Consider the following 18,466-nt stretch of genomic DNA (forward strand, 5'->3'; position numbering starts at 1 on the left):
TATCTCCTCTGTTAGCTTTGGCGAACAAAATATAAGACCTGGTCTCGGTAGCCAGTAATCACCGAGATAGGCCCTGCCATATCAGCGTCTAATTGACTGTCTCCTGAATCAGAAATCAAACCTTTGTCTGAGAGTTGTTGTAATTTCGCTTTTGTCGCAACTAAGAGTATGTTCTGTTTCGTAATTTGCTTTATAAAAGCGGGTGATAACTGCTGATTCCCTCGGCCCAAAATATGCCCTTGACCACCAATGACTGTTGCCACTAATTTTGTTGCTTTATTGTTGGTTAAATTAAGAAGGTCACTGGCGTTAAGATCGCTCGCAATAAGCTGCATGTCTTTTACAAGGTCGACACCCAATAGTGTATTTGGTAGACCTGCCCTTTGCATAATGGCATCAACCGTACTGCCTGATCCCATCGCAAACAAAGTATCTGGGTGGTCTTGCATTATTTCAATGACGTAATCACTGATATCATCAAGGAGTAGTTCATCAGACTCCTTACCTCCCATTTTAACCGCTTGTATGTAGGCAAGTTCACTTGGCACCTTCATTTCGCCAAAGTGTTTAGACATTACTTTTCCCTCACGAAAAAGTGCCTCATCAATGTCTCTTACCTCGGCCTCATGCAAGGAAACTAACTCACCCTTAATGACTTTATATAGAACAAGGCCTGCCGCTTTTGGCGTAATCGCATAAACACCACTATGAATCTTGCAGCCCGCAGGTATCCCTAGCACAGGAATGGCCAAATTGATGCTACTGCATACATTTCGAGCGGTTCCATCACCACCGGCAAAAAGAATTAAATCAACTTTTTCAGTAAGTAATTTTGTGGCTAAGTCGTGCGTGTCGTGAGCTTCGGTTTGCTCACTTGTTTGATGAATAAGCTTGACCTCAAATCCTAAGTCTTTCGCGATATTTTCGCCCATGTCACCGCTAGCAGTATATACAATAAGCTCATCTTTACAGTCTATGCACTGTGTCAGCGCGATGTGGCACTTTTCCATTGCCTGTTGTCTAGCACCATTTGCTAGCGCTTTTTGTCTAATCTCGGCACCATCACTGCCTTTTAAAGCAAGCGCACCACCAATACCTGCATATGGATTAACAATCAGTCCCAATTTGAAGCGTCTTCCGAGTTTACTAATCATAGAGAGGTATTTCCGATAGCGAGGCGTTTATCATTTATGCTAATGGTATCGGTCGCATAGTAAACATGAAGCGCATCTACAAAAAGTGCCGCTCGGCTTGGAAAGCCATGGACAATATAATCAAGCAATTGCTGATAAACCCTTCCCTTAAAATGTTGTTCTTGTTTGAGTAAGGCCGAGTGCGACGCACTGCTTTGTGCATTTAGATTGTCAATGCTTACTCGAAAAGGAATATCACACGCAAGCGAAAAGGCCCATTCGATCGCTTGAGGTTTAATTTCAACCAGCCCAAATGCGTGTTGCTCCTCTATACTTCTGCCGTCAGGAGAATACCAATAACCATAGTCTACTTGCTGGCGTCTTTGAGGCCCGGCAATACACCAGTGCGCAATTTCATGCAGGGCACTTGAGAAGTAATCATCACGATAATAAATTACATGGCGCCTGTTTTCATCGCTTGAAGGCTCATAAAGAGGCTCAAGCGCTTGGCCTTGTAAATGGGTATTGTACTTTTCACCAAAACACTGAGCAAATAGGTATTGAAGATCTATATCATTGCGCGGTGTTAGTTGTGCGTCATTAAAAGTGGATTGACTTGCATGAATCATTCAGTAATGTATATCTCTTAGCTAAAGTTTAGGGTTAATTTACAGCGAAGTGATTATAACTGATGCTATGATGAAGCTCACGTTAGAATACACTTCATTTACAGAATTTTTAGATGACAGATATTATTACAAGCAAATTTGCAGACGACCCAAAATACGCGTGGTTACATCCAAATCCTTTTGTTCGCTCATGGGAGATAGATGCGTCTCACATTGATCATTACCAGCATACCAATAACTTGGCCTATTTGGCGCGTTTAGAACAATTAGCATGGGAACATTCTGCCGATATTGGTTTGCGATTTTCAGACTATCAAACGCATGACCGCGCGATGGTGATAGTTAAACATGAATTAAACTATCATTTGCCATCTCATCTTAACGATAGCTTGTTATGTGCAACTTGGATAAACCATTGTGATCAAAAATATCGTTTAAGCCGCAAGTTCCAATATATACACGCAGGTTCTGCAAAGACGATTTTTACTGCAACGACACATTTTGTGTGCGTAAGTTTATCTAGTGGCGCACCTAAAAAAATGCCTGCTATATTTAAAGAAGTATATGGCAACATTGCCTTATCGCCTTAAGCTAGGTAGATTGTTCGTATCTAATAAATTTACGCCAAGGGAGTGCAGTTGTTGTGAAGTTAATAAAATGGCTAAGCATTTTACTTTCTGTGTCTTTGGGCGCTAATTTTTTCTTTATTTACACTTGGTATAGTATTACTCCAACAAACAATACCCCAAGCAGTTCAGCGCAAAAAACAAGAGAAGTACCAAGCAGTGAGGAATGGCACAAGCAAGGTCAAGGTCTAAAAACAGACAAAGATGAAACCAATACTCGACCTAGTGGATCACCAGTATTCACCAATATAGATGACCCAACATTATCACAGCAACAATATTATGAATGGCTAGAAAACCTAGCAAAAGCCAAAGAGTTTGAAAAACTAGAATTTGAACTACGTGAATATTTGCGGCGCTACCCACAAGATACAAACGCAATAATACTCGAAGCAAAAGCCTACTATCACAACAAGCCACTGAATACCGCATTGGTGCATTATCATGGGCTATTGTCTAAACCCCTTTCTGAAGAACAACTCCACGATATTGAAAAACTAATCGCCGTTAATACCACGCGTATTATTCAACAATTTAGTGCGGACGGAGCTTGGGATATGTTGGCTGCCTTTTTAGAGCCCTTGGTTCAAGTAGCGCCGACTAACCGGCAATATTTAATGGCTCTTGCCCGTGCTTATGGAATGCAAACTCAGTTTAGTCTGATGGAAGATATCTTGGCTACATTCCCTAGTGACGATATTCGTTCTATGAGACTGCGCGACAATGTTGCTGCTAGATTAAATAACACTGTTGTAGATGAGCCCTTGGTGTCATTGGCTGAGCAAAGCAAGGAAATTGACGAATCCCCCCAGCGACGCCCTGATGTACTCTTGCACCAACAACGCGGTCAATTTATTAGCAAAGTTCGTATAATAAATACTTCAGTGCGTTTGTTAGTTGATACGGGAGCATCAACCACCGCCTTAAGTGATGTAAAATTCAGTGATATTGATCCCGATGACGTTGAATTTTTAGGTCTATTCAACGTAAATACAGCAGGAGGTTCGATAGAAGCGCCAATTTATAAAGTAAAAAGCATGGATTTGGGCCAACAGACCTTATTGAACACAAGTGTCCTTATCCTTCCTAGTGAAAATCTTGGTCAATATGATGGCCTACTCGGCATGAATGTGTTGAGTCAGTTTGATTTACGCTATGACGCCACGAGTGAAACGATGCGCATGTACAAAAAACGCTGATAGCATTCACACCAACGTTTTTTGTTTGCTTAGGTTTATATCGTTGCGCAGAGCCTTGTACCCTGATCGATGGCACGCTTTGCATCAAGTTCTGACGCCACATCGGCTCCGCCAATTAAATGATAAGGCAGATTCAAACCATTACTTAACTCGCGTAAAGGTTCTTGGCCGGCACAAATAATTACATTGTCGACGTCTAATACTTGCGCTTCGCCGTTAACGTCAATATGCAAACCTTCATCATCGATGCGGCGATATGTAACGCCTGCTATGAGTTTAACGCCTTTCATCATTAAACCGGCTCGATGCGCCCACCCTGTTGTTTTGCCTAAGCCAGCACCAACCTTAGTTGTCTTACGTTGTAACAAGTAAATCTGTCGCGGTGAGGGTTCAGGCAATGGCTGCATACCTTCAACGCCACCTCGTGACTCAAAACTCATGTCTATACCCCATTCCTTCATAAACGCGGGAATATTAGTTGAGGTCGACACAGCACCATGAGATAAAAATTCACTCGTATCAAAACCAATACCGCCTGCGCCTATGACCGCGACTTTGTTGCCAACCGGTTTTTTATATTTTAATACGTCAATGTAGGACAATACTTTAGGATGGTCGATACCTTCAATATCAACCTGACGCGGCTTAATACCGGTTGCCAATATAACCTCATCGAAGCCACCCTGATTTAACATCTCGGCGTCTACCTTCGTGTTCAACTGTATGTTGACGCCTAACAATGCCAGTTGTACCGAAAAGTAACGAATAGTTTCGTAAAACTCCTCTTTACCGGGTACTTGCTTGGCAATATTAAATTGTCCGCCTATTTCTTTGTCAGCATCAAATAAGGTAACACTATGCCCTCTTTCAGCACAGGTTTTTGCGGCGGCTAAACCTGCAGGCCCAGCGCCTACCACAGCGATCTTTTTAATTTTATCAGCTGCCACAATATTCAATTCAGTTTCATGGCATGCGCGAGGATTTACCAAGCAGCTTGTCATTTTTCCTTCAAAAACATGATCCAAGCACGCTTGATTACAGCCGATACAGGTATTAATTTGGCTTGATTTATTGTGCTTTGCTTTATTAACAAATTCAGGATCAGCTAAAAAGGGGCGTGCCATTGACACCATATCGGCGTCCCCTCTAGCTAACACTTCTTCGGCTACTTCAGGCGTATTTATACGATTAGAGGTAATCACTGGGATGTTCAATGCTTTTCTGAATTTCGCCGTTACCCATGTGAAAGCTGCTCGCGGAACTTTGGTTGCAATGGTTGGAATTCGCGCTTCATGCCATCCAATACCAGTATTTATGATACTTGCACCAGCTTTCTCTATTTCAAGACCAAGTTCAACGACTTCATCATAACTTGAGCCCCCTTCAACTAAATCAAGCATTGAAAGCCGATAAATAATAATGAAGTGCTCGCCAACTGCCTCGCGCACGCGCCTCACAACTTCAATCGGCAATTTAATCCGGTTTTTGTATTCTCCGCCCCACTCATCATCACGCTTGTTAGTGCGACTAGCAATAAACTGATTTAGAAAATATCCTTCAGACCCCATTATCTCAACACCATCATAGCCAGCGCGCTGAGCTTGTTTTGCCGTAAAGATGAAGTCATTAATTTGTTTTGCAATGCCTTCTTCGTCTAAGGCTTTAGGCACGAAGGGGTTAATAGGGGCTTGAATCGCTGAGGGGGCAACTAATTTTTTGCTGTAGGCGTAACGCCCTGTGTGCAAAATTTGCATACAAATTTTGCTACCGGCCTTATGCACTGCATCAGTGACCACCTTGTGGTTTTCGACAGCTTGGTCACTATCTAAGCGACACGTAACATCATGCGTAGCACCTTCATCATTGGGACCAATTCCACCTGTTACAATCAGCCCGACACCGCCCGCTGCGCGTTCAGAGAAAAAAGCCGCCATTCTCTCGTGACCGTTCGGTAACTCTTCTAATCCGGTATGCATCGAGCCCATAACCACACGATTTTTTAATTGGGTAAAGCCCAAATCCAAAGGTCGGAAAAGGTGAACGTAAGGCGTATCTATTTTAGGCGAACTAGCAGATGTTGATGAAGTTGTTGTCATTTTGCTTTAATCCTCAATAAAATCCGAAAAGAAGTAAAAAAAGAAGTATTGATATCTACGCATTAGAATAATACGAGGGGAACTAATAATATGGTGGTGAACCAATAATGCCTTAATCGACTAAATTTTTGGGTACATCTTCACGAAGTTTCAGCCAAATTTTTCCGCTTTCGACACCATATTTACGTACGACTGAAACCACCCGATCAGGCTCATTTTTGTCTAGCACTTCAAGTAGTCGTTCGTAGTAATCTTTGGCTATATTACGCGCACATTCGTGATTGAAAAAGAATCCTCCGACACGCGCGTAAATTCCCTTAAACCCATTCATCATTAGGACATATACTGGATTATTAGACGCAAAGGCTAAATCATGATGCATTTGATAATCATGCTGTGAAAAGGCATTGCCATCTTGCTCTACATCCTTATAACGCTCAATAATTTCGCGGCTTTTTTCAGGAGATTGACGAAATGCGGCCCTTATAAATACGGCGCTAAGATTGGTTCGAGCAGAAAGTAGGTTATCGAGTAATTCTGGTTGCCCATCTTGATCAAGACGAGCGAGCGTTTCAAGTATATTTAGTCCGCATGTTTCCCAATAATTATTAATTTTCGTCGGTTTACCATGTTGAATAGTGAGCCAGCCATCTCTCGCTAATCGCTGCAGAACTTCACGTAATGTTGTGCGAGTAACGCCTATCAGTTCAGATAACTCGCGTTCAGCTGGTAGTATCGTACCTGGTGGAAAGCGACCGCTCCATATCGATTCAACAATATACTCTTCAGCAAATCCTGCGGGACTTTGGGATTTATAAATCATGCGTACAACTAGAATGTTAAAATTATATTAACTGATTGTACCAGATGAACTCCACAAGAAAAGCATTATTACTAGCTTATACGCTTTTAACACTTTTTTACGCTACTTTAGTCGGTAAATTGTCCCAAGCACCTGTGATAATAGCGCAGCTAGACAAGCTTGAGGGATTTCTATCTGTCTAATTAGTAAACATTTTGTTTGAACTTCCGATACACAGACAGTATTCAATCATTAATGAAGAAGCTTAATGACCATACGGCAAATGGCAACGTATTTCGGGCTCGTCGATTCAACGCAATTGTTATACGATTTTGACCTAATAAATCATCATATCGAAATACCAGGTTCAGCAATGCCAATGGGACATTAACCTATTCATAGATTCAGAAGATAAGCTGAAAAAACGGCTGTTTATCCGTTTTTTTATCGGTACAATACATTGGTACACCAATATTCATAAGGGCAAGCTACATGCAATTTATTTATCATTTTAGCCAACAGCGAATATCTTGGGCTTTACTAGCTCTTTCAGCTTTTGGGCTATTGATAAGCGCTTTATATTTTCAGCACGCATTGGATTTGCAGCCTTGTACAAAGTGTATTTATCAGCGAACTGCTGTGATTGGTCTACTATTAGCTGGCATCCTACCTTTGTTGTACAACCATATCATTACGCGCATTGTTGCCTATGGGATATGGGCCTACAGTGCAATCGAAGGGCTGATTGTTGCTAGAGCCCATTTAGACGTTATTTTTGCTGAGAACCCTTTTGCCAATATTTGTGAAATTTTTCCCAATTTTCCTGCATTTATGCCTCTGCATGAATGGCTGCCAGCGATTTTTGCTGCCACCGGTCAATGTGATGATAATACTTGGCAGTTTGCTGGTATGGGAATGGCTAGTTGGATGCAGATCATTTTTAGCATTTATATCGCTGTGCTTGTTGTTGTATTAGTGGCCAATGTTTGGTGTGGCATCATCAAAACCAAGAATACCTAACAAGCCCAAGGTAAGCTTAGCTCACAACGGACGCTCGAAACGCTGACTATTCTGCAGAATCGAGCGGCCAGCTCACGATATAATCTTCAAAATCATTTAAATCAACATTCGCCTCGTTCACCACTCTATTTCTGACTGTTATACCAAGTTGATGCATTTTCGACTTCTTACCTTTATTGAGCAAGGGATGCCAATGCGCAAGCCCCTTTCCTTCGTGCAAACGCCGATAACTGCACGATGGTGGCATAAAAAAAATGTTCGCTAAATTCTCTTTAGTAAGCGTGACACAATCGGGCACAAGTGCTGTGCGTTTATCATACTGAGTGCACCCGCAGGTCTTATCATTGAGTAAGTAACAAGCAATATTCGTATAAAGAATTTCTTCATCTGGCTGAATATGGTCGGTAGATTGAAATTCACTTTCATGACCTTCATCGTCGATAAACTTATGTAAACAACAGCGAGCGCAGCCATCACAAATAGCTTCCCATTCTGGCCGAGACATTTCATCCAAAGATTTTTCTCGCCAAAACTCAGACGAAATTAAGGCTTTTGTGTAGGGTGACTGGGTTTTAGAATTACTCATAATGATATTAGGGTCATTTACTCTTTGTTTGCACGAAGGGCCAGTTTATTAGCCTCCAAATGTTCCTCCAACAGACTTTTTACCTTCGGAGGCAGTTGCAGATAATAACCCTCGTTTTGTAACTTATCGCTAAACTTTTGTCGGCTAATACCAGCAATATGTTCGCGCTTAGCAAGGGGGATTGTCATCACAAATTTAGGCACGCCAAACTGTTTCATTAATTGTGCAGGCACCCTTGAGAAGTCATCTCGCTTCTCTACATATAAAAAAGTGTCTATTTTTTTAGGTGATTTATAAACTGCGCTTAATTTCATGATGCCTCGCGATTAATGCCGTAACGTTAACACCATCAATGGTTTTATTTCCACGCATATATTGACTAAATAATTGACCACGCCAGCCAGTTAAGAGATCAGGTCGAAGACTTTGTACTTCAAGTTCATCAAAGTCAAACCAACACCATTTTAAAAGCTGATTCATTTGCTTTTTGCTTGCCAGTACACTTGCCGGTACATCTTGCTCTTGTGCGACTTCTTCAATCATACTTTTAAGTACCGCTAAACACGCCTTATAACCGCTAAATTCAATCAAACGTTGTATTCTTGGAGGATAATCTTCGCTGCTTGCGCTGTTCACCTTTTGACAAATAGCAAGTAATGGCTCTTTGTACAAACGTGCTTGTTTTGAATATAAGTTGTGACAATCAAACAATGCTTGCTGTGTTTGCGGTAATTTTGTCGCAATTTCAAATAGTGCGGCCTCTTTAATAACAAAATTAACAGATGTATTTTCAGCACGGGCTATGTTCAAGCGCCATTGGCCTAACTCCTTTAAGGCAAGCAGTTGTTTACCTCTCAGTTTCCAATTATTTTTGAAGTTGTAGTAGGCAATTTCACTAGGAAATGTCATTGCTTTTTTAAGGCCTAAATGATGAACTTCATCAAAAACCCATTGTGTTTGTCCCTTTGCTTCAGTCGCTGCAAAAATATGTTCATACAATGCCATTAGATGAGTGACATCAGCACTTGCGTATGCGCATTGCGCTTCGCTTAACGGGCGTTTTATCCAATCGGTCCTTGATTCACCTTTATCTACACTGATCTCAAATAATTTTTCGACGAGGTTTGCATAGCCAACTGACACACCTAAGCCTAAAACACTTGCGGCAAATTGGGTATCAAATATGGGTGTTGGAATAACGTTTAAATGATGCCAAAGCGCTTCTAAGTCTTCAGAGCATGCGTGTGCAACTTTAGTGATTGTACTATTGCTTAAAATCGCAGCAAATGCAGACAAGTCTTTTACGCTGATAGGGTCGATTAACGCAACTTGATGTTTGTCAAACACTTGTATCAGGCCTAATAGAGGCGTTAAGGTCTGCGTGCGTACAAATTCGGTATCGATAGCCAATACCGGTTGAGATAAATACTCTGCACACAAAGCATCCAACTGCTCTTGAGTGTCTACATACAAATATTGATACGTTTTATTATATGGATGCAAATTGGCTCGCTCTTAATCTATTAGTAGCTTGAAATATAAGGGCGTATTTATGTTTTACTAAGTACGATATAGTCATTTATCACGTAACTCGCGACGTAAAATTTTGCCTACATTCGTTTTCGGTAACTCATCTGTGAATTCTATCATCTTCGGTACTTTATAGCCGGTCAAAAGCGACTTACAGTGATTATATACGTCATCTTTAGTAAGGTCAGGGTCTTTTTTGACCACGAATAGCTTGACTACTTCGCCCGATACCTCGTGCGCTACGCCTACCGCTGCGGCCTCTAAAATGCCATTGTGCATTGCGGCGACTTCTTCAATCTCATTAGGGAACACGTTGAATCCAGACACAAGAATCATATCTTTTTTGCGATCCACTATGTAAAGAAATCCTTTTTCGTCTATTTTGGCGATGTCACCGGTGGCAAGCCAGCCATCCTTTAGTACTTCATTAGTGGCCTCTTCTCGACCTAAGTAGCCAAGCATGACTTGAGGCCCTTTAACATAGAGTTCCCCTGAATCGCCAATCGCCACTTCTTCGCCATTATCATCCAATATCTTCACATCAGTAGAGGGAACGGGTAAACCAATCGACCCTTTATATTCTTTTGAGCCAAATGGGTTTACTGAGACGACAGGCGAGCATTCAGTAAGACCATAGCCTTCAATGAGTACTTTACCTGTTACCTTATGCCATTTTTCGGCCACAGCTTGTTGTACAGCCATACCGCCACCTAAGCCAAATAAGAAATGTTTAAAATTCAATTCAGCAAATCCAGGCGTATTTAGCAGGCCGTTAAATAGCGTGTTCACGCCCGTAATCACAGCAAAGGGATACTTTTTTAATTCGGCGACAAAACCTTGCATATCCCGTGGATTGGTAATTAACAAATTTGGGCAACCGAATTTAAAAAAGGTAAGACAATTGCTAGTTAGGGCAAATATATGATACAGCGGTAATGCAGTGACAACCATAGCACCGGGAGTTAGCGCTACGTCTAAGTTACCAGCTACCTGCTCTAAGTTTGCAACCATATTGCGATGGCTTAACATTGCCCCTTTAGATACTCCAGTTGTACCACCCGTATACTGCAGAAAAGCAATATCGCTTCCGCTAACCTGCGGTCTCGCGTAGTCAATATTTTTCCCTAGCGCCAATACTTCATTAAATTTTAAAGTACCTTGCAGACCGTGTGGTGGCACCATTTTTTTGATATGTTTAACGGCGAAGTTTACTACCCATTTTTTGGGCGCGGGTAACATGTCGCCTAAGGACGTTAATACGACATTTTTAACGTGTGTATTGCTAAGCACTTTATCGAGCGTTTCAGCAAAGTTTTCAAGAATAACGATGGTTTTTACATTAGCATCGCGAAGCTGATGTTCTAACTCTCGTGGCGTATATAAAGGATTTACGTTCACTACCGTCATACCAGCACGTAATATACCGAACAATGCAATAGGGTATTGCAGCAAATTCGGCATCATTATAGCAACAGAGTCGCCTTTTTCAAGGCCGGAGTTTTGTAGATACGCCGCGAATTGGGATGACAATGAATCAAGATCACCAAACGACAACTGGTGTCCCATATTAATAAATGCGGTTTTATCTTTATATTTATTTACCGCTTGTTCAAAAATCTCTAATAAAGAAGGGACCACATCAGCGTCAATTTCGCACGATACACCCTCATCGTACTGCGCTACCCAGATTTTTTCCATGCTATGAATGTTCCTGCAGTGAATATCCATCTAATACTAATGTACCTGCTATTAAAAAGAAACCACGATTATGTCAAAGCAAAGAAAATCAGTGCTTAAAAAAGAATTTAGTGTATTTATTGATGGATTCTGCGACTTCATTGGGTGAATCAAGATGCACATGATGTCCACCTTCAAAAATGTCCGTTGGCACATTTTCAAAAAACCTTTTGCGCAAATCAATGGCTCGTTTGACTTTCTCAAAGCCATTTTTGCCCAAAATTAGCGCCCTATCACACTTTATATTAGCGAGCACCGAACAAGCTTGCTCTTCGGTCATCCTAAAAGGAGAAACCGTACGCAGTCTTTTATCAGTGCGCCAGGTAAGCTTTCCCTGCGCTGACGTGTTTACATTTCTAGATAAAATTTGTCTTGCATGCGCGGCGCTCAAGTCACTTACCGCGCAGCGCGCTTTCACCACCGTCTCAAAACTTGCTGGGTGTTTAATTTCCTTATTTGCCTTTTCTCTACTTGCAAAGCAGTTTGTTAGTTGTTGAGTGGTTGTCGAAGCATCTTGAGATAAGGGGCCGCAGGATTCGATCGCGATAAATCCACGTAAAGCGGTCGGTTGGGTCGCGCTATAAATACTGCTAACGATTGCACCTAAAGAATGACCCACCAATACAAACTGCGTCAAAGCCAGTCTGTTTACTAATTGATGAATATCGTAAGAGAAGTCACTTAAATGATAGTGTGCGTCTATGCTTCTATGCTCAGACTTTCCATGACCCGCTAAGTCAATCGCAATACACTGATATGGTTCAAGCAGGGGTATGAGAAGCTCGAAGCTCGCTGCGTTGTCTAAATACCCATGCAAGAGTATCAGCGTTGGCGACTCGCGCTCAATCGTTTCTCTATTACATAAAGCGGCCAAGGTCGTATGTCCCAAAGCCACTTTCACCTCATAAAGCACTAGCTAACCTTACTGCTTAACTGTAGGTTTTCCAGTTTGTTGTCCATCTCGCGGGTTTGCTCGCATTCTATTTTGGCTTGAACTTGCGCTTTCTCGACTACTACTAGGTTGCCTGCTTCCTACAGTACCCCCTTGGCTGTGACCGTTATAGCGTTCAATTCTCAAACGACTACGCCTTTGTTTCATCATCCACGGATCGTACCACGGGTTGAAAAAATTTCGATGAAAAGCTGAACGGTAAGAAAAGGGAGAAAATGCAAATGCATCCAATTCGACTCTCACGTCACTGGTTTCTTTCCACATATAGTAGCCCATAGCATTCAGTGTGGGATAGATGTACTCTTGCTCACCAATAATACCCATTTGGCTCTCACTAACTTCACCTACTACGGTAATTAAACGCCCTTCTTCAAAGACTAAGGGATCTACAAAACCTTCCACAACTGCTTTAAATCGCCCCGCACTTGGCATACCCGTTTTAGGTTTTCCGTAACTATTCTCTGGGAAAAATACAACCTCAATCTCAGAGACTTCTTTTTTGTTGACTACAGAAACAATTTTTCCGCCCCAGCGCGCTTTACCGCCGCTTGCAGCTTGTGGCTTATTCGAATCAGAAGACGGTCCCACAGCGATGATATCGCTTTTAACATCTTCGTAAGCGACCAGAGATGTGTTGTCTGCCACATCAATTTGATCTGGCACGACCGTACATGCCGCAATACTCGTGAGCGCGGCTAATAGCGTGCACATTTTAATCGTTCTTAAAACTTTCATTATTCACCCTCAAATGTGTGTCTATACAGGTAAGACCAGCTAAACCTTGTTAAGTTCCTATTAAGCTTATCTTCCGTTACACCCTGTCAACATTTAAGCATACAAATCAACGCCCATCAAACGACGCAGGGCTTCGCGTTTGTTTTCGGTATCAATCGCGGTGTATGCCTGTAAACCATTTTGCGCACTGTTACTTAGTTCAGCGTATTTATTTGCGCGGTCAAAGAGATTTTCCGCCTGAGAAAAACTGACAGAATCCCCTATTTTTATGAATTCGCCCTCAATCGGTAATTGTTTCGCGACAGGCGGATTGACCGCCTTCGTATCTCTTGGGGGTACTTGTTGGCTTGTCGATTCCGTTTGTTTATTGACGAAAAGTGACTGTGTCATCGGATATATTGTCGCCACTACCGTATGCTCCCCATGGCCGGCAATACTAGAGTACATTCAAACAACATAGCAGTGCCCCTATCTTTTATTCGGCAATTTTTGCCAGGTAACCGTATCTCGTACGTACACCGGTTCAATATTTTCTGCGCTTATGCTACTTTTTGTCGCTAGCGCATGTACTGCAAAAGGTAGCATAAATTTCGCATTTGGGTAATGTACTTTTAGTGTCATGGCTTTTAAATCATCGGCAAATAAATCAGAGTACGTCACATAGCCTGTTCCCGCCAAGCCAATTGGTGCTGGAGATGCTTGAGATGCCTTTAAGGTGTTCAAATAGCTAAGCGCGTCGTTTGGCGACATGACACTTTCCACACCTTGCACAATGGCTCGTCCATCGATAATTTTGTAATGCCCCAAATAGACTTCTTGCATCCGCGCATCAATCAGAACAAGATGTTCTTCAATACCCGTTTGTGCGTAGACCTGTTGCGCCATTGTGGCTAAGGTAGACACTTGAACAACGCCAAGCTCTGCACCAAAAGCAAGACCTTGCACTGTACTAGCCGCGATCCGTACACCGGTAAAACTGCCCGGACCACAGCCATATGCGATAGCAGATAAGTCTTTTGCGCTTAGTGAACTTCTACGCAAAAGCTTATCAATCATAGGCAGTATTTGTTGGCTATGCTGTTGTGGGCAAATATCGAAGATCGCGTCTATGTGATCATCCTCACAAGCGCCACCTCTAAATGGTGAGGTATCATCTTGCACTGCGACGTCAAGTCCTTCATCATTAGTTGTGACGGCACCTAGCAATGCAACGCTGCACGCCTCGGTAGCGGTATCAATTGCCAATATTTTCATATATAAATCTCGTTGAGTAGTATCTACTTGTACGTTGTATAAGTGATTTTAGATGCTCACATCGATGACAAAAATGCCTTTACGGTATTTAAATCTCGAGTTTTACGCATATTTGGCAAACTGGCCAAAAACGTGCTCGCATAAGGTTTTGTGACTAGTCTATTATCGCAAATAACTAATACGCCGCGGTCTTCAAAATCTCGAATTAGTCGCCCTGCGCCTTGTTTTAATGCAATCACCGCTTGTGGTATTTGAATATCAAAAAAAGGTTTACCCCCTTGTTTTTGACAGTCATCAAGTCTTGCTTTAAGCAGTGGATCATCAGGTGATGCAAAGGGTAATTTGTCTATCATTACACACAAAAGATCATCGCCTTTTACATCAACCCCTTCCCAAAACGCCCCTGTTGCAAATAATACACTTTGTGGCTTTGCTAGATAATCCTCTAAAATTGCGGCTTTGGAACGTTCGCCTTGAACATAAATAGGATTATCAATTTTTTCTTTCACCATCGCTGATACTTCACGCATCATGTAGTGGCTAGTAAATAAAATAAAACTTCGCCCTTTCGCCGCTTCTATTAAGCTAATCGCCGTCTCGACTAAGGCGTCTTTAATTTTTTTACTGCTTGGCTCTGGCAAATACCGAGGCACGCATAAGATTGCTTGTTTTTGATAATCAAAAGGGCTATCTAAGCAAAGCGTGTCGGCGTCGTGTAAACCCATCAGTTTCTGAAAATGCGCAAACTTACCATCAATCGCTAAGGTCGCAGACGTAAAGACCCAACTCGCCTCACGTTCATCCATTACTTTTGTAAACTGTTTAGCGATGCTCAAGGGAGTTAAATGCAAAGTTAAATGATATTTGCTTGTTTCAAACCACAGACTAAGATCTTTATGATCGGTGAAGGTAAATAGCCGTAACCGTTCGCTATTCGTGCTTATTTTTTCAAGTAGTGCGTCTAAATCTTTGTCACGGCCGTCATGTAATTTGCCAACTTCAAGCAAATTGGCTAAGTAGCCTAACAGCTCGTTGACTTGATCTGCAACGGGAACCCGTTTCATGGCGCTTAACCACTCGCCACGCTCACTGTCTGCAGGAAATTGCATGCGTAGATCCGATACCGCATATTGACATTTTTCAGCAAACTCTGAGAGTTGATTTGCGTCTTTAACACTCACCTTTTGTATTTTTACTAAATCTTTAAGTTGGTCATTTAGTTGTCTTGTTGAAAAATTCTCCCCAAAGTACTCGCTGGCGATGTCTGGCACTAAATGCGCTTCATCGAAAATAATACTATCAGCGGCGGGGATCAGTTCGCCAAAACCCTGCTCTTTTAGTGCAAGGTCTGCAAAGAAAAGGTGGTGGTTAACGATTACGACGTCTGCCTGCATTGCCTTTTGCCGTGCTTTAACTAAAAAGCACTCATCATAATAAGAGCAATCTTTACCTAAGCAGTTGTCTATGGTCGAGGTAACCATAGGCAGTACTTTTGCGTCTTCTTTTAAGTTTTTAAGATCTGCCATATCTCCGGTTTTGGTGCCCAAAGACCATTTTTGGACCATTCTAAATTCTTGCAAGGTTTCTTTCTCAAACCCACGCTGGGACATCTCATTGAGTTTTATGCGGTGCAAACATAAATAGTTGCTGCGACCTTTCAATAGGGCTGTGTCTTTTTGTTTATTGATGAGTGTTTTGACGAGCGGCAAATCACGTTTAAACAATTGCTCTTGGAGGTTTTTTGTTCCTGTAGAAATGATTACTTTTTGCTGGCTTTGTATGGCAGGCACTAAATAAGCAAAGGTTTTCCCTGTGCCAGTGCCGGCCTCAGCAATCAGGGCCGTTTTAGTGGCAAGCGCTTGCTCAATTGCTACCGACAAATCGAGCTGCTGCTGTCTTACTTGATAACCATTTAGCACCCCTGCAAGCGGGCCTTCATTGGCAAAAAATTCACGAACTCTATTTGTCATTATCTGAACAAGACTTTCTCTTGTTTAAACCAGTACACACAAAACGCCAGTAAAGCGCCAGCAAGTATGACTGATGAACCAAAAATACCAATAAGTTGCACGTAATCCATCGTACCTTTAACCAGTTCTTTAATTGCTAAGGCAACATTGGCAAGGGGGATCCATGCCCAAATACCTTTTAACTCAATGCCGGGAATAAGTGTAACTAAAATGGGAATAAACATCATGATCATCAACGGACTCATATATCCTTGCGCTTCTTTAAAGGAGCGAGCGTAAATAGATAAAGCAAGTAACAACGATGAAAACGTAGCCACTACAGGAATGAGCATCAAAAATACCAGAATATAATCAAACCAATCTATGGTAGATATGAATTCGACGATGGGCCCCAATGGCATTTGAATACTAGCGATTACCGCCCAAATCCCCATACTCAGCACGGTGATAAGTGCAGATGTAATCCCTGCGGTCGCGATGGTCATAAATTTAGCAAGTACGATGCTATGGCGATCAACTGGAGAAAGCAATAAGGTTTCTAATGTGCCTCTTTCTTTCTCGCCGGCGCCAATGTCTGCGGCGGGTAACATGGCCCCCTGCAAACATAAAATAAACATGAAATAAGGAATAAGCCCGCCAAAAACCGCTCCGGTTTGTTCTCGAGCATCAGCTAAATTGACCTTTTCAATCACGATAGGGTCGAGCATTGCATTTTGAATATCTTCGCTAATATCATAACTAGCAAATGCATTACGTTGATTCAGTATTTCAATGTCGTCAGTGATATCCTGGATGCGCGAGCGGACGCTATTTAATTGCGCGTCATTTAACAACAGCTTCAAAGTAATTTGTCCGCTCTGGTCAATATTATTGCTGTAATTACTGGGTATTTGCAGCACAAAATCAAGCTCAGCACGATTAATCAGTTGTGCAACGAAGTCTTTGTCGTCTAAATTTCCGTCAATCTCTTTAAGGGTTAAACTATCAACATTTTCTAGGGCCGCGACTAAATCTGGGGCGTACTCTGCGCCGCTAACGGCAAACGAAAGCGTTTTCGTTTGTGATTCAGTCATAGCTTTGCCTGTAAAGTAAATCATGCCACCAAAAATTAGGGGAAACACAAGCAAAGGTAAAGCAATCATAAAGAATAGGGTTTTGCGGTCACGCAGGAGTTCTAATATTTCTTTTCTAAAAATTAACCACATTAGCTTTTGCTCCTATGCAACGTTTTCATAAAGGCTTCATGAAGATTATTGGGTGAAAGCGCAACAAAATCAGCTAAAGAGCCATCAAAAGTCGTCAAGCCATGGTCAATAACCGTAACATGATCACATAACTCGGTAACTTCATCTAAATGATGAGTTGAAAATATCACCGGGATACCTTTCGCCTTTAAATCTCGAATAAAATCAATCACCGTTTTGGCGGCCATAATATCGAGCCCGGTTGTGGGTTCATCAAGTACCACTACATCAGGAGAGTGCACGACCGCACGCGCAATAGATGTTTTTTGCTTCATGCCAGTTGAATAATTTTCACTGCGGCGGTCCAAAAATGTGTGCATGTCTAGTTGCTCAGCAATTTCATTTATTCTTGTCTTAATTGCATCTTCACTCATCCCGTTTAAACGCCCAAAATATTCAATATTTTCGCGTCCGCTCAAACGACCATATAAACCTGTTGAGCCCGACAAAAACCCGATTTTTTTACGTGCTAATACCGGTGACTTAACAACATCCACATCATCAATCATAATGCTTCCCTTGTCTGGCTGCAAAGCCGTGGATAGCATCCTCAACGTTGTCGTTTTCCCTGCTCCATTTGGCCCCAACAAGGCTAATACCTGACCTGTTTCACAACGCAAGCTAACATCTTTCACTGAATGGAAAAATCGCCCTTCTAAGCGAGGATCTTTTTTGTCCTGTTCACTTAGCTTTTTAGGATTTTCTACTTTAAACTTTTTTGCGAGGTCTTTTATAACTATCATTCAAGCCTTCCGTGTTCGCTGTTTCAATGTGCAATTGTGCTAATACATGCCAAGGCAAAACACTGTTTATGCAAATAATCCCGCAATATTATGTGATGCGACGCATTTATGCGAGGGATTATCGAAAAACTGTCGCGATTAATTTGTTTCGCAATGTGTCAATTTGCTTTTTGCTCTTGTTTACCTGCGGTTTTATCAACATAATACTTA

At 41.9% G+C, this 18,466-nt stretch carries 18 protein-coding genes; 3 read left to right on the forward strand and 15 right to left on the reverse strand.

Annotation, left to right across the window (positions count from 1 at the left end; all coding sequences use genetic code 11):
• Positions 1–11: 11 nt before the first annotated feature.
• Entirely contained in the window at positions 12–1,154 is a 1,143-nt protein-coding gene (locus AC0L6H_RS17805) for an ATP-NAD kinase family protein (RefSeq protein WP_473390565.1), read from the reverse strand.
• Positions 1,151–1,762 carry an elongation factor P hydroxylase gene (locus AC0L6H_RS17810; RefSeq protein WP_473390566.1) on the reverse strand — a complete coding sequence of 204 codons (612 nt, stop codon included), beginning with the start codon at positions 1,760–1,762 and terminating at the stop codon, positions 1,151–1,153. The genes AC0L6H_RS17805 and AC0L6H_RS17810 overlap by 4 nt, the downstream gene beginning before the upstream one ends.
• Positions 1,763–1,875: 113 nt before the next feature.
• Between AC0L6H_RS17810 and AC0L6H_RS17815 the strand changes: the two genes are divergently transcribed.
• Together AC0L6H_RS17815 and AC0L6H_RS17820 are read left to right on the forward strand one after the other, a co-directional pair.
• Positions 1,876–2,352, forward strand: a complete 477-nt coding sequence (locus tag AC0L6H_RS17815) for an acyl-CoA thioesterase (RefSeq protein ID WP_473390567.1) — start codon at positions 1,876–1,878, stop codon at positions 2,350–2,352.
• A gap of 53 nt (positions 2,353–2,405) precedes the next feature.
• Positions 2,406–3,587: a retroviral-like aspartic protease family protein gene (locus AC0L6H_RS17820; RefSeq protein ID WP_473390568.1), complete on the forward strand. Its 1,182-nt coding sequence runs from the start codon at positions 2,406–2,408 to the stop codon at positions 3,585–3,587.
• Between the two features lie 35 nt (positions 3,588–3,622).
• Here the strand turns inward: AC0L6H_RS17820 and AC0L6H_RS17825 are convergent, their stop codons facing one another.
• Positions 3,623–5,683, reverse strand: a complete 2,061-nt coding sequence (locus tag AC0L6H_RS17825; protein ID WP_473390569.1) for an oxidoreductase — start codon at positions 5,681–5,683, stop codon at positions 3,623–3,625.
• Positions 5,684–5,795: 112 nt separating this feature from the next.
• Positions 5,796–6,506, reverse strand: a complete 711-nt coding sequence (fadR, locus tag AC0L6H_RS17830) for a fatty acid metabolism transcriptional regulator FadR (RefSeq protein WP_473390571.1) — start codon at positions 6,504–6,506, stop codon at positions 5,796–5,798.
• A gap of 471 nt (positions 6,507–6,977) precedes the next feature.
• On the opposite strand from fadR, the gene dsbB reads away from it, so the two are divergent.
• Positions 6,978–7,505, forward strand: a complete 528-nt coding sequence (gene dsbB, locus AC0L6H_RS17835) for a disulfide bond formation protein DsbB (protein WP_473390572.1) — start codon at positions 6,978–6,980, stop codon at positions 7,503–7,505.
• A 46-nt stretch (positions 7,506–7,551) separates the two neighbouring features.
• On the opposite strand, the gene AC0L6H_RS17840 is transcribed toward dsbB, so the two are convergent.
• The 11 genes from AC0L6H_RS17840 to AC0L6H_RS17890 form a co-directional block, all read right to left on the reverse strand.
• Positions 7,552–8,049, reverse strand: a complete 498-nt coding sequence (locus AC0L6H_RS17840) for a YcgN family cysteine cluster protein (RefSeq protein ID WP_473394576.1) — start codon at positions 8,047–8,049, stop codon at positions 7,552–7,554.
• 59 nt (positions 8,050–8,108) lie between these two features.
• Entirely contained in the window at positions 8,109–8,405 is a 297-nt protein-coding gene (locus AC0L6H_RS17845) for a YcgL domain-containing protein (protein ID WP_473390573.1), read from the reverse strand.
• On the reverse strand, positions 8,383–9,594 hold the full coding sequence (gene rnd / locus AC0L6H_RS17850) for a ribonuclease D (protein ID WP_473390575.1): 1,212 nt from the start codon (positions 9,592–9,594) through the stop codon (positions 8,383–8,385). The genes AC0L6H_RS17845 and rnd overlap by 23 nt, the downstream gene beginning before the upstream one ends.
• Before the next feature lie 72 nt (positions 9,595–9,666).
• Positions 9,667–11,319 (reverse strand): AMP-binding protein, encoded by a 1,653-nt coding sequence (locus AC0L6H_RS17855; RefSeq protein WP_473390576.1) that lies wholly within the window; start codon positions 11,317–11,319, stop codon positions 9,667–9,669.
• Between the two features lie 88 nt (positions 11,320–11,407).
• Positions 11,408–12,271: an alpha/beta hydrolase gene (locus tag AC0L6H_RS17860; protein WP_473390577.1), complete on the reverse strand. Its 864-nt coding sequence runs from the start codon at positions 12,269–12,271 to the stop codon at positions 11,408–11,410.
• 9 nt (positions 12,272–12,280) lie between these two features.
• Positions 12,281–13,045 (reverse strand): Slp family lipoprotein, encoded by a 765-nt coding sequence (locus tag AC0L6H_RS17865; RefSeq protein ID WP_473390579.1) that lies wholly within the window; start codon positions 13,043–13,045, stop codon positions 12,281–12,283.
• A 93-nt stretch (positions 13,046–13,138) separates the two neighbouring features.
• Complete coding sequence (locus AC0L6H_RS17870; RefSeq protein WP_473390580.1) at positions 13,139–13,492, reverse strand: hypothetical protein; 354 nt, start codon at positions 13,490–13,492, stop codon at positions 13,139–13,141.
• A gap of 21 nt (positions 13,493–13,513) precedes the next feature.
• Entirely contained in the window at positions 13,514–14,299 is a 786-nt protein-coding gene (gene tsaB / locus AC0L6H_RS17875; RefSeq protein ID WP_473390581.1) for a tRNA (adenosine(37)-N6)-threonylcarbamoyltransferase complex dimerization subunit type 1 TsaB, read from the reverse strand.
• Positions 14,300–14,355: 56 nt separating this feature from the next.
• On the reverse strand, positions 14,356–16,269 hold the full coding sequence (locus AC0L6H_RS17880) for an ATP-dependent DNA helicase (protein WP_473390583.1): 1,914 nt from the start codon (positions 16,267–16,269) through the stop codon (positions 14,356–14,358).
• Positions 16,269–17,474, reverse strand: coding sequence for an ABC transporter permease (locus tag AC0L6H_RS17885; protein WP_473390584.1), 1,206 nt, complete (start codon positions 17,472–17,474; stop codon positions 16,269–16,271). Before AC0L6H_RS17885 ends, AC0L6H_RS17880 begins: the two co-directional genes overlap by 1 nt.
• Complete coding sequence (locus tag AC0L6H_RS17890; protein ID WP_473390585.1) at positions 17,474–18,256, reverse strand: ABC transporter ATP-binding protein; 783 nt, start codon at positions 18,254–18,256, stop codon at positions 17,474–17,476. The genes AC0L6H_RS17885 and AC0L6H_RS17890 overlap by 1 nt, the downstream gene beginning before the upstream one ends.
• Positions 18,257–18,466 lie beyond the last annotated feature (210 nt).

This window comes from Glaciecola sp. G7-5 (assembly GCF_055808975.1).

Bases quoted from the DNA above. Each gene is read 5' to 3' on its own strand.
- AC0L6H_RS17805 (WP_473390565.1), bottom strand. From the start codon at position 1,154: ATGATTAGTAAACTCGGAAGACGCTTCAAATTGGGACTGATTGTTAAT.
- AC0L6H_RS17810 (WP_473390566.1), bottom strand. From the start codon at position 1,762: ATGATTCATGCAAGTCAATCCACTTTTAATGACGCACAACTAACACCG.
- AC0L6H_RS17815 (WP_473390567.1), top strand. From the start codon at position 1,876: ATGACAGATATTATTACAAGCAAATTTGCAGACGACCCAAAATACGCG.
- AC0L6H_RS17825 (WP_473390569.1), bottom strand. From the start codon at position 5,683: ATGACAACAACTTCATCAACATCTGCTAGTTCGCCTAAAATAGATACG.
- fadR (WP_473390571.1), bottom strand. From the start codon at position 6,506: ATGATTTATAAATCCCAAAGTCCCGCAGGATTTGCTGAAGAGTATATT.
- dsbB (WP_473390572.1), top strand. From the start codon at position 6,978: ATGCAATTTATTTATCATTTTAGCCAACAGCGAATATCTTGGGCTTTA.
- AC0L6H_RS17845 (WP_473390573.1), bottom strand. From the start codon at position 8,405: ATGAAATTAAGCGCAGTTTATAAATCACCTAAAAAAATAGACACTTTT.
- AC0L6H_RS17855 (WP_473390576.1), bottom strand. From the start codon at position 11,319: ATGGAAAAAATCTGGGTAGCGCAGTACGATGAGGGTGTATCGTGCGAA.
- AC0L6H_RS17865 (WP_473390579.1), bottom strand. From the start codon at position 13,045: ATGAAAGTTTTAAGAACGATTAAAATGTGCACGCTATTAGCCGCGCTC.
- AC0L6H_RS17870 (WP_473390580.1), bottom strand. From the start codon at position 13,492: ATGTACTCTAGTATTGCCGGCCATGGGGAGCATACGGTAGTGGCGACA.
- tsaB (WP_473390581.1), bottom strand. From the start codon at position 14,299: ATGAAAATATTGGCAATTGATACCGCTACCGAGGCGTGCAGCGTTGCA.
- AC0L6H_RS17880 (WP_473390583.1), bottom strand. From the start codon at position 16,269: ATGACAAATAGAGTTCGTGAATTTTTTGCCAATGAAGGCCCGCTTGCA.
- AC0L6H_RS17885 (WP_473390584.1), bottom strand. From the start codon at position 17,474: ATGTGGTTAATTTTTAGAAAAGAAATATTAGAACTCCTGCGTGACCGC.
- AC0L6H_RS17890 (WP_473390585.1), bottom strand. From the start codon at position 18,256: ATGATAGTTATAAAAGACCTCGCAAAAAAGTTTAAAGTAGAAAATCCT.